The following is a 10738-nucleotide window of genomic DNA, read 5'->3' as shown; positions in this document are numbered from 1 at the left end:
CAAGTTGTTTTGTTCAGTTTTCAAAGATCAACATTTTTTAAAGCGACTTTTACATCTTATCAAAACAATTCCGATATGTCAACATCTTTTTTGATGTTTTTTCGTTACTGTTTTGTTGTTTGCTTGTCGTTTTTCAATGCGACGTTAATTAATTTATCATATCTTCGAAAGTGCGTCAACACTTTTTTAAAAAAGATATTATTAATTAGCTGATTAGAAATTGTCTTTTGTGACAACAGATAAAAATATACCACATGATCAAAAGGAGCGCAATAGTTTTTTAAATAAATATTACATACTTCTACTTTCTTATGCCTTTTACTAACGATATTTTTTTCATCATAAAAGAATGTTCATTGTAATTTGATTTTATTTGGGATGTATTTCAGGCATTCTCGTTCTGAAGCAAAGCGACGATAAAGCGTAAACAAAACGTGATAGCGTTCTTTCATAGCCTGTTTAATGACATAATCAATTCGGTTATCTTGTAAATCTTGCAATAATTCATCCATTTCTCGTTTTAACAAGTATTCCATCTCTTTTCGTTCGTCATCTTTAAGAATAAGTCCTAGCACCTATATCACCTCTTAGACCAATTTGTTGTAATAGCATTTCCCGTTTATAGAATGTTTATTTATCAAACATGCTTGTTCATAATTGGACTTGCTCGTCATACATTGATATTAAAACGTTAATTGTGAGGTGACATACTCGTGCAATTCTTTCATGTGTGGGAGTGGACACGTTTTAAAAAATGGGGGCTTATTATCGTTGCTGCTCTTTTTTGTGCCGTTTTTCTGTATGTTGAAAAAGAAACTGTTTTTTCTGTTTTCTCAACAGATAAAGGGCCACGTGCTTTAACGAGTGCGGAAAATAATGAAAAAGAGCTATCACTAACCTTTAATATTAGCTGGGGAAAAGAAGAAGTACATCCTATATTAGATACTTTAAAAGAGTATGAAACGACAGCGACTTTCTTTGTAAGTGGAGAATGGGCGGAAAATCATCCTAAAATCGTTGATCGAATTGTAGAAGATGGCCATGAATTAGGTATGCTAGGTTATAGATATAAGAGTTATATTCAGCAGGATATCAATCAAGTAAAAAAGGATCTTCTATATGCAAAAGAGGTATTCCGTAAACTAGGATATGAGGATGTTCCATTGTTACGAACGCCAAACGGACATTTCAACAAAGAAGTGCTTACATTAGCCGACCAACTTCAGTTTCAAGTGATTCAATGGAGTGTGAACCCGCACGACTGGGAAAACCCTGGTGTCGATCACATTGTAGATTATGTAATGAAGGAGACAAAGGAAGGAGACATTATCTTGCTTCACGCTTCTGATTCGGTTAAGCAAACGAATCAGGCTTTAGAGACCATCTTACCCGGTTTAAAAAATAAAGGATTACAATTTGTCTCCGTTTCTGAACTTATCGCCAAAACTGATGCCAAATCCGCTCCAATCGAATAAATTGAAAAATGGGTATGAGAACTCATAGTCTCCATACCCATTTTCTGTGCTGATTATTTTTTAGATGTAGCGTGTTTAGCAGAGTTGGCTGATTGCTGTGGTGAATTTAATTTGTGTAATAATAATAACTGATAGGCGTTACATGCAAATAATGGGAAGATCATGAGCAATGTATAGTCTACATCTGATACATTGATTGCTGGTACCCATTCAATCGCCGTAACCACAATCATGAAGAAAAGGGCTGGAATAAAAGCCTTCTGATTCGTCTGTTGCGCTTTCACGTAGGCAACCGCTACACTACATATCGTTATAATTGTTGCAGTCAATATGTATGGCCATATGCTAGCCTCTTCTGCCGCTTTTTGATATGGAAAATATACTAAATCAAATACAGCAAACAAGATCAGACCAATTTGAATAGGTATCCAATACGATTTAAAGATTCCTAATCCGAAACGATGAACCGTTAAGTAAGCAAAGAAACCCATCTGACTTATCACACTAAATATAAAACCAAATCCTAAAAATGTTAGCATTACTCCTAAAAGCTCAAAAGCATTAAACGGCTGAAGTGCCATCATATAGGCATCACTTTTTACAAAGAAACTTACAATTAACGTAACAACGCCACCCAATAGTAACGTATTAAAAAATAGCTTCACCCAATTACGACTCGTCACACTAGTGCCCCCTATGTCCCATTCATTGTTCTCATTCCTAATGATTATCTCTTGATATTCTATCATGAAGAGACGCTTTTTTCCTTAGTTTCCTTTGTATATTTTTATTCGGTTATCTCATATTAAGCATAGGGACGAAAGTTGAAAGGGGTGTTCTTGTGAATAAAGTGAAGGGCCTCATCCTATTAGCATCAATTGCTTTCTTAGTAGCTTGTACAGGTAATTCGTCCTCGAGTGGTGATCAAGCCGCATACGACACGACCAAAAAAATGGTGGTCGATATTCTGAAAACAGACGATGGCAAAAAGGCGATAACAGAAGTGCTGAAAGAAGAAGACATGAAGAAGCAACTTGCACTGGAATCGGATGTTGTAACAAAAGCAATCGAGGAAACAGTTACATCAAAAAAAGGAGAACAATTCTGGAGTAAACAATTTGAAGATCCGCAGTTCTCCAAAACCTTTGCCGAGTCGATGATGAAAGAACAAGAAAAGCTAATGAAAGACTTAATGAAAGACCCCACCTACCAAAAAAGTATGCTTGAACTCTTACAAAATCCAGAAATGGAACAACAAATGCTCACTGTAGTAAAAAGCCAGCAATTTCGAGAGCATTTAGAGAAGACCATCGAAGAAACGATGAATACACCAATGTTTAAAGAAAAAATGAGCCAAATTGTATTAAAGGCTGCCGAAGAAATGAAAGCATCAAATAAAAAACAAAGTCAAGATGATAATAAGCAAAGCGAAGATAGTGGTGGCGGAAGTGAACAATCTGAAGGTAGTGGCGGAGCTTAATTAGTCATGTATAACAAAATCCTAGCACCAATCAGCGGGGCTAGGATTTTTTAATCGAATTCCTTATGATTCTAATTTCTGAACTACTTTGTTTGCCATGTTTAAGAAAATTTGCCCCGTCGGATGGTCTGCTTGATAAACGCCCGGTGCAAAAATATCCTCTTCTTCGTAAGGCTGCTGTAACGGAATTTGACCTAAAACTTCCGTATCTAACTGTTCTGCAAGCTTCGGTCCGCCGCCTTGTCCGAATACATATTCTTTCTGCCCTGTCATGTTACTTTCAAAATAAGCCATGTTCTCCACAACACCTAACAATTCATGCTCTGTTTTCAATGCCATTTGGCCAGCTCGAGCTGCTACGAAAGCCGCTGTTGGGTGTGGTGTCGTTACAATAATCTCTTTACAAGAAGGTAACATTGAATGTAGGTCTAACGCCACATCTCCTGTCCCTGGTGGTAAGTCAATTAATAAATAATCAAGATCGCCCCACTCTACCTCTTGGAAGAAACTCGTTAACATTTTTCCGAGCATCGGACCTCTCCATATAATTGGGGAATTATCTTCCACGAAGAATCCCATCGAAATAACTTTCACCCCGAAACGTTCAACCGGTATAATAGACTCTCCACGTACAACTGGACGTTCTTCTACTCCCATCATATCTGGAACACTAAAACCGTATATATCCGCATCAATAATACCTACTTTTTTACCTAAGCGAGCTAAAGATGTAGCTAAGTTAACTGTCACCGTTGATTTACCAACGCCACCTTTTCCACTAGCAATACCGATAAAGGTTGTTTTCGAGTTACCATCCAAAATGGAATCGCTCTCTTCAGTAGTAGAAAATTGTTGAATAACATCTTCTGAAAGCTGATTGAAACGAAGACCAACCGTTGCTGCTCCAGCGCTTTTCAAAATATTAACAATTTCTTGTTGTAGTTGCATTTGCTCCGCTGTGTTTGGTTGTGCAATATTAATTTTCACACTTACATGATTTTTCTCTTCTTTAATCGTTATCTCTTCAATACCGCCTGTTTCTTGTAAAGATGTATGTAAATGTGGGTCTTGTATTGGATTTAGTAATTGTACTACTTGTTCTTTCGTAAGCAAAAAATGTCACCAACCTTTTCTCGTATTCTATAGGCAAGTATAACACATCTCCTTATTTAAATGCTCATGGGGAATCTTCCTCTGAAACGTATCGCAGAACGCCTTCATATATAGAAGCGGCCATTTTCTGTTGATATTCTGTTGTTTTCAACAATTCACGCTCATGAACATTGGATAGAAAGCCAATTTCCACAAGCGCGCCTGGAGCACCGGTATGTTTCATCAAATATACATTGCGAATTGGAAGGGCTGTCCGCTTCGTATTCTCTAAATTACGAATAATCTCTGACTGAACCATTTTCGCTAATCGCTCACTTTCAGGTGAAGCAGGGTTGTAAAAAGACTGCGCACCATGCCACCTCGTTGATGGAATCGCATTTAAATGAATACTTATAAAGAAATCCGCTTCCTTTTGTTCAATCATTTCAATCCGCCTACGAATATCTTGTGATTTACGCTTTGAAAGACTACTTATATCATCATCCGCTAAATCCTCATCTGCTTCACGCGTCATATACACAAGCGCTCCACCTTGCTGCAGATAATTTTGCAGTTGTTGTGAAACGGATAAAGCAATATCCTTCTCTAATGTATCATCACTACCGACTGCCCCTCCATCCGCTCCACCATGACCAGGATCTATTACAACGGTTTTGCCTGCAAGGGGAAGGGACCACGTATTCCAGGAGCCCTCTGATTTATCTATTGGATAACGAATTAAGAAAACGAGCAAGCAAAAGCCAATGAACCAACTTATTACTTTGAATAAATTACCCATCCTTCTTTCCCCCTCATCGTAACTAGTTTCAATATATGGGACAAGGACGGTTTTTATGATTAGTTAATCGAGGCGTAACCGTTTACGACGTTCTCCCTTCTTCAAACCAAGCTCCCACCACCGATAAAAAAAAGCGGAACACGTATCTTTAGCTCTTATATGGAACCACCCGTGTCGTGATGTTGCTTCTTGCCAATAATCTAAATAATCATAGAAATCCTCTGCCATGCTACTTAACTCTTCACTATACTGCTCGCGAATAGCACCCTCCGATTGTCCATTGCATTTTAGTATACTTGCCTCCGCCCCTAACAAGAAAGCTTCCATCGCTTGTTCTAAAGCCTCTTCTCGAATAGCCGTATCATACACATAATACGAATGGAACCAAAACCGAAAGCTTACTTCTACATCTTGATGCACCTCTTCAAGGATAAGCTCCCTTAATAAATTCCGTTCAAATCTCATTTGTTTATTTAAGCGTACTTGATCCAAAGGGACAACTGTCATTTTCGCTCACCTCCATTAAGCCCCCTTAGTTTATTCGATATGTCCCATAACCATTCTCTCCTCTAACAGTTGCCCAAATTTGGCATCGATCACGCGCTTTTATTATCCACAACTTATTCACAAGATATAAAAGTGGCTGCCAATCTAGATGATGACAGCCGCAAAAAAAATCCCTAGCCAATATAGACTAACACAATAAAATGGGACAATAAAAAAACACCTTCGACATGGTATAATCAAACAAATACTATTCGGAGGTGTTTTTGCGTGGGCAAAAACGTTTATTCTAGTGAAGTTAAATGGTCGGTTGTAAAAGATAAAATGAGTGGCGAACTAACAAATAGAGAGATTATGGAAAAGTACAATATAAAAAATGTTTCACAAATAAAAACGTGGATGAAATGGTACAGAGAGAACCAAATCCACCGTTTTGATCAACCAATAGGTAAATAGTATTCCTTTGGACATGGACCGAATGGAAAAGTGAAGAGGAAAAGAAAAATGCACAAATAGAACATTTACAGATGGAGAATGAAATTTTAAAAAAGTATTTAGAAGTGAAAAAGGAGTTGAAAAAGAAGTAGTTTTACGACTGGTGGATAAATAGCTAGGAAAGTATACAGTAACGGCTATTTTATCTGCATTAGGAGTGGCAAGGTCAACGTATTATCGATGGACGAAAGAACCATTAAAACCCATGCACTCGTGAGAAGCCGTACACCAGCCCCCATCGTTTCCCCAGTAATCACTGAGCGAAAAAGTATTCGTGGTACACGCTCCAAAAACGTCATCATCGAATTGTTGGTCGATTACTTCCTCAAACCAAGTAACTTGTTCCTGTTGATCTTTTTTCCCTTTTTAGTGAACTCTTTTTTCATGGTCTTCCTCCTTTCCGCTTAGTTACGCTTCCTTTTGTACCACCCCCTTTATTTAAATTAGCTATAACTTGTCTATAGTTAATTTATACCTCAGTAGTTTTTTGTACAAATATAATTTTGGAAATTAAGAGGAAAAATCTAAAATAATAAAGTACACTTTACTTTTGTAAAAGTATACTTTATTATTTGGCTAAGAGGTGAAAAATATGAAAAAGGATTTTGGTGATTCGGTTTCAAATAATGTCTATGAACACCGGGTTCTTGCAAAGATGTCACAGATGGAATTAGCAAAAAAAGTTGGTGTTTCAAAACAAACCATCTTTGTAATGGAAAAAGGAAATTATGTACCATCTTTACTTTTAGCTCTTCGTATTGCCAACTTCTTTGAAGTTGAAGTGACCGAAATTTTTACTTATTCGAAAGGAAGTGATCCGAGTGAATCCTGAGTCTGTTCCTGCTATGTTATTAGCAACCTTCTCCCCTCTAAAGAATTGGGTGGAACAATCGAACAGCAACTGGAATGTCCTTATCGTTGGGGGAGTTGTGTTGATTTTCATCGCACTAAGTATTGTGCTCACCTTTCGTTTCAAAATTGGAAAAGTCGACGAAAGGACAAACGAAATTTATTTAAAGAGTTCTTATCTCCTCTTATGTGTAGTTGTTTTATGTGATTTAATTTTTCCCAAAGAATACATGTGGCAAATTTTCTTTTTATTTAAATATTCATTGGCAATACTCGTATCAGGAATTTATCTAGCCATTCGTTATATGAAAGATTTTTCAAACTAATCCTAAGGAATGCATGTATGTTTTTGAACGTGGCTATCTCGATTACGAGCGCTTTGATCGCATGACGGATGAGGGCTATTTTTTTCTGACGAGATTGAAGCGATTCTGAAAATCTGTTAAACGTTCATAATTTCTAGTGATATTCTCATTATTTATTAGATATTCATGCTTTCGTTTCAGTTCTTCATATTCCATAGACATCTTAGTTTCAATCTGTTCCATTTGTTCATTTTTCTCATCTAACAATAGCATATAGTTTTCTATCTTGGAAAACGTATGTGTATCCATCTTTATTACCCTCTTTACAAAAGTGTTTTATAATTTTCTTATTTGTTAATTTTCACAGTAAGTACTATTAAATACATTTCAAGATTATGTTTGCTTCCAGGTGTTAATAATTAAAGCTTGTGTTTCTTTCATCTCGACTAATCGTTTTCTTAACAGGTCCTTGTTTACTTTTTCTTCATTGGCCATATTAATTGAGTCCAAAAATAACTGGTGTTGTCCGTTAACATAGCTTAGGAATTTCTGATTTATTTCAAACAAAGTTGGATGGACATCAAATGATTCACTTTATGTTACTAACTCATTAGAACTTTCAATTATGTTTTCTTTTAGTATCTTAGCAAATTGATTGTCAGACATTGAACCCATATAAATAGAATCTAAAGCACCTGAAAAAGTTTCTAATAATTCATTTGCTGCACCTATTCTATCTTGTAGATGTGTGTCATATTCTTGATATGATTCCTTCATAGCTTCATTATTCTCTTTAGCACTTTTTTCTTCTGAGGAACAACCAAATAGAAAAGCAAATAACAAACTAATCAACCCTAATAATAGAATTTTTTTCATTTTAATTTCTCCCTTCACACAAAAAACCCCAAACTAAAGTATAGCGACTAAACGCATACTACAGTTTGGGGTGTCCCATTCAAATATTTTAGAACTTATCATGTGTAATTATAATATAAATGACACATGAAAGGCAATATTAGAATAACAGTAATTTGAGCAATGAAATAACAATTAACTATAAGAAAAATTAGACCGCCTTTTCACCTATAATATATGATTAAAAAACAGCCTAATAGTTAGTCACACTAATGTTTTTAGCAACCTTCCCAAGTCATAACACCTTGAAATGCAGCAATCATACGAGAGCCTCCAGCTTCATCTGTTCCTCTTGCACAATTTATAAAATTTTGATCGCAAGCGCATTTATCAGGATAAGTTGTGAAAGATCTATAGCAATAATCATGTGTTCTGCAGCAAGTATCTAGCGGATTTACTGGAGTACCTCCTCCGCAACCTTTGCCACACCAATTGTATGTTACCAATGGGTTCCATGGTAGCCCGTTGTAACGGAACTGACAACAACCATTAACAATACAATCCGGACCATCACTTAATCTACTATTGATTTCTTTTTCTGATGGTGACAGATCATAGTCTAATTCTATTGTCTTACGATCTGTCTCTTTACTATGTTCACCTACAAGTGACCCGTCTTTAAAAGTGACTACTTTTCTAATTTTTTCATTAGGTATAAGTTGAATCACTTGGACTAAAGATGAGGTATTGTCTGGAGAGCTAGCCGTGATATAATCAATACGTAAAGTATCACTAAATTTCAAAAACCGAATAAATTGTTTTAATTGTTCTCCGTTTTCTGCTTTATACAATGCCTCAAAACCGACCTGCGTGTATTTTCCCTCTTCTACTTCTCCACCCCTTTTAACATATGAAAGGGCCTGATTAATCAATCTCTTTTCACCACCTTCAATTTGGGGAAGTTGTGATTCTGAAAGCCTTTCTACTGTGTAGTCTATGATTCCTAAATCCTTCATAAAAACCCTCCTCTTTGTAATTAAACAAGTGTATTATTTGCTTGTTCATATTACAAAGAGGAATGAACCAGAAAAAATAAACGAAAAAAATTGTTTGTTACTTTTTTATTTAAATATCGTCTCACATATGAATGTGCAAAAAGAAAGGATAAATATATATGGGTACCTTCCAAAAAATTGAAAACATTTATAAAGAAAATTATTGGTATCTGAAAAGAATCTTGTTAGCACTAACAAAAGATGAGTTTATCTCTGAAGATATAATTCAAGATATCTTTTCAAAGCTTCTTAAAGATCCTGGCCAAGTCAAAGAGATAAACTACTTAAAGAGTTTTCTTGTTGCATGTGCAAAGAACGCTTACATTGATTACCACAGGAAACAAAAACCTACATTACTTGAAGATGACGACATTATTAACAACCTCTTAATTTCTTATAACGATCCAGAATCAATTACTCAAGTAAATGCACAATATTCCTATATACTTGAGAAGCTAAACAACTTAGACAAAACTATACTAATTACAAAAGAATATTATGGTTTCAAATATGAGGAGATATCAGCTTTGGTTTCCCTATCTCCTGACGCGGTAAAAACGCGTTTGTTTAGAATAACAGTCTAGAGAAAGGAGAGTACCTATGAAGCAGGAAATTCATCAGTTAGTCCAAGAATTAATCCCACTTTATGACGAGGTAGAAGAAGAAAGCAAAAAAATAATAGATACTCATATAAAAAGTTGTAAAGAATGTAAGGCAGATTTTAATAAAATGGACAGCGATTTCATGAAGATAAAAACGCATAATAATATGAATGAAAATATCGAAAGCATGGTAGATGATATTACGCCGTTTAAATTATTAAATCGATTCAAAATAGCCATTTTTTCTGTATTGGTAGTTGCTAGATTGACGATTATTGGTTGTAATACAAACATGGGTTTCTTCATCTGACAATAGTTTTACTATGTTTGTATCGAACTTGATCGTTTATTATTTTCCATTCGCGGGTATATCTAATAGTGTTCTTTTTGTATTTTATAGAAGGAAATTCTTTTGGATAATGCTCACGTTTGACATTATTATATTAATGTTTTTAGATGACTTATTAAAATTATTTATTAACTATTAGGAGGTATAAAATGAGAACTACGATTATAATTGGTGGACTGTTAGGGATACTAATATCCCTAACAGTTATGTTATCTGCCATTGTAGATGATTCCTACACACTGGGCAATTTCGGTATTTTAGCAATAGTAGGAAGTGTTTTGGCGATCACTGGCTCCTTCAGACTGTACAATAAAGGTAAACTAAGTGGATATTTTATTATTACTGGATGTCTTTTAGGCATATATGGTTTGTGGTATTTTTATACTATTCCTGCTTTATTGATAACAATCCCCTATCTATTTATATTATTGAAAAAGGTAAAAACACACTGATTGCTACGTACGAAAAAAGGAATAGATTGAATACCAACCTTCTTTTTTTCTCTTATCGAGAAAATTACCTTAATCTTTAATCTAATCTGAGTTCTAGATCTGTACACAATGATAACAATCCTTATTGGTATATTGGTATGGTTTATTTCCGTTCATTATTGTTGCGTCTATTATTATATCAGATTGATAGTAATTAAATATTTCCGATAAGTACTCCACGATGAATCACTTTGACTGTGTCTAATATTTCTACTAAAAATCATGATACTAAGTTCCAAAAACTGGGGTATCGCTGAATTCAACAGTGTATAGTTTTTCAACTATTTTTAATTTTATTTCTTGCTCTAAGTCTTCCCGTTCTTCAAATGAAGTATTTGCTAAACTCTTTTTTATTTGGTTCATCACCAAAAGTCGGGGGTGACAAAA

Annotated in this window: 16 protein-coding genes and 1 pseudogene; 8 read left to right on the top strand and 9 right to left on the bottom strand. The window is 35.2% G+C overall.

What is annotated here, in order from left to right; translation table 11 throughout:
• Nucleotides 1-353: 353 nt before the first annotated feature.
• Nucleotides 354-575, bottom strand: a complete 222-nt coding sequence (locus N784_RS15335; RefSeq protein WP_036836374.1) for a hypothetical protein — start codon at nt 573-575, stop codon at nt 354-356.
• A 138-nt stretch (nt 576-713) separates the two neighbouring features.
• Here N784_RS15335 and pdaB point away from each other — a divergent pair, with 138 nt between their 5' ends.
• Entirely contained in the window at nt 714-1475 is a 762-nt protein-coding gene (pdaB, locus tag N784_RS15330; RefSeq protein ID WP_036836372.1) for a polysaccharide deacetylase family sporulation protein PdaB, read from the top strand.
• A 53-nt stretch (nt 1476-1528) separates the two neighbouring features.
• On the opposite strand, the gene N784_RS15325 is transcribed toward pdaB, so the two are convergent.
• The gene (locus N784_RS15325) at nt 1529-2158 is read right to left on the bottom strand and encodes a KinB-signaling pathway activation protein (RefSeq protein ID WP_036836369.1); all 630 of its coding nucleotides are present in this window, start codon (nt 2156-2158) and stop codon (nt 1529-1531) included.
• Nucleotides 2159-2316: 158 nt separating this feature from the next.
• Here N784_RS15325 and gerD point away from each other — a divergent pair, with 158 nt between their 5' ends.
• Nucleotides 2317-2955 carry a spore germination lipoprotein GerD gene (gerD, locus tag N784_RS15320; protein ID WP_052127376.1) on the top strand — a complete coding sequence of 213 codons (639 nt, stop codon included), beginning with the start codon at nt 2317-2319 and terminating at the stop codon, nt 2953-2955.
• A gap of 63 nt (nt 2956-3018) precedes the next feature.
• Here the strand turns inward: gerD and N784_RS15315 are convergent, their stop codons facing one another.
• The 3 genes from N784_RS15315 to N784_RS15305 form a co-directional block, all read right to left on the bottom strand.
• Nucleotides 3019-4068, bottom strand: coding sequence for an Mrp/NBP35 family ATP-binding protein (locus N784_RS15315; RefSeq protein WP_036836367.1), 1050 nt, complete (start codon nt 4066-4068; stop codon nt 3019-3021).
• Between the two features lie 64 nt (nt 4069-4132).
• Nucleotides 4133-4846, bottom strand: coding sequence for an N-acetylmuramoyl-L-alanine amidase CwlD (gene cwlD, locus N784_RS15310; RefSeq protein ID WP_036836365.1), 714 nt, complete (start codon nt 4844-4846; stop codon nt 4133-4135).
• 63 nt (nt 4847-4909) lie between these two features.
• Nucleotides 4910-5353, bottom strand: coding sequence for a DUF2521 family protein (locus N784_RS15305; RefSeq protein WP_036836363.1), 444 nt, complete (start codon nt 5351-5353; stop codon nt 4910-4912).
• A 267-nt stretch (nt 5354-5620) separates the two neighbouring features.
• Here N784_RS15305 and N784_RS16745 point away from each other — a divergent pair, with 267 nt between their 5' ends.
• The gene (locus N784_RS16745) at nt 5621-5806 is read left to right on the top strand and encodes a helix-turn-helix domain-containing protein (protein ID WP_156965293.1); all 186 of its coding nucleotides are present in this window, start codon (nt 5621-5623) and stop codon (nt 5804-5806) included.
• A gap of 213 nt (nt 5807-6019) precedes the next feature.
• Here N784_RS16745 and N784_RS17285 read toward each other — a convergent pair.
• Nucleotides 6020-6166, bottom strand: a pseudogene (locus N784_RS17285) (hypothetical protein); the annotation flags it as partial.
• Nucleotides 6167-6437: 271 nt separating this feature from the next.
• On the opposite strand from N784_RS17285, the gene N784_RS15295 reads away from it, so the two are divergent.
• Both N784_RS15295 and N784_RS17030 read left to right on the top strand, forming a co-directional pair.
• The gene (locus N784_RS15295; RefSeq protein ID WP_036836361.1) at nt 6438-6677 is read left to right on the top strand and encodes a helix-turn-helix transcriptional regulator; all 240 of its coding nucleotides are present in this window, start codon (nt 6438-6440) and stop codon (nt 6675-6677) included.
• 13 nt (nt 6678-6690) lie between these two features.
• Nucleotides 6691-7020: a hypothetical protein gene (locus N784_RS17030; protein ID WP_036836376.1), complete on the top strand. Its 330-nt coding sequence runs from the start codon at nt 6691-6693 to the stop codon at nt 7018-7020.
• A gap of 75 nt (nt 7021-7095) precedes the next feature.
• On the opposite strand, the gene N784_RS15285 is transcribed toward N784_RS17030, so the two are convergent.
• From N784_RS15285 to N784_RS15275, 3 genes are all read right to left on the bottom strand, one after another.
• Nucleotides 7096-7308 (bottom strand): hypothetical protein, encoded by a 213-nt coding sequence (locus tag N784_RS15285; protein ID WP_036836359.1) that lies wholly within the window; start codon nt 7306-7308, stop codon nt 7096-7098.
• A gap of 285 nt (nt 7309-7593) precedes the next feature.
• On the bottom strand, nt 7594-7875 hold the full coding sequence (locus N784_RS15280) for a hypothetical protein (protein WP_036836357.1): 282 nt from the start codon (nt 7873-7875) through the stop codon (nt 7594-7596).
• Nucleotides 7876-8132: 257 nt separating this feature from the next.
• The gene (locus N784_RS15275) at nt 8133-8870 is read right to left on the bottom strand and encodes a hypothetical protein (protein ID WP_036836351.1); all 738 of its coding nucleotides are present in this window, start codon (nt 8868-8870) and stop codon (nt 8133-8135) included.
• A gap of 158 nt (nt 8871-9028) precedes the next feature.
• On the opposite strand from N784_RS15275, the gene N784_RS15270 reads away from it, so the two are divergent.
• The 3 genes from N784_RS15270 (at nt 9029) to N784_RS15260 (ending at nt 10312) form a co-directional block, all read left to right on the top strand.
• Nucleotides 9029-9493 carry an RNA polymerase sigma factor gene (locus N784_RS15270; RefSeq protein ID WP_036836350.1) on the top strand — a complete coding sequence of 155 codons (465 nt, stop codon included), beginning with the start codon at nt 9029-9031 and terminating at the stop codon, nt 9491-9493.
• 16 nt (nt 9494-9509) lie between these two features.
• A complete protein-coding gene (locus tag N784_RS15265) occupies nt 9510-9821 on the top strand; it encodes a zf-HC2 domain-containing protein (protein ID WP_036836349.1) in 312 nt (103 codons plus the stop codon).
• A gap of 188 nt (nt 9822-10009) precedes the next feature.
• Nucleotides 10010-10312: a hypothetical protein gene (locus tag N784_RS15260; RefSeq protein ID WP_036836348.1), complete on the top strand. Its 303-nt coding sequence runs from the start codon at nt 10010-10012 to the stop codon at nt 10310-10312.
• Nucleotides 10313-10738: the final 426 nt, after the last annotated feature.

It is taken from the genome of Pontibacillus litoralis JSM 072002 (assembly GCF_000775615.1).
GTDB classification, from domain to species: Bacteria; Bacillota; Bacilli; order Bacillales; family BH030062; genus Pontibacillus; species Pontibacillus litoralis.
This window is presented reverse-complemented; position numbering and strand designations above follow the sequence as displayed.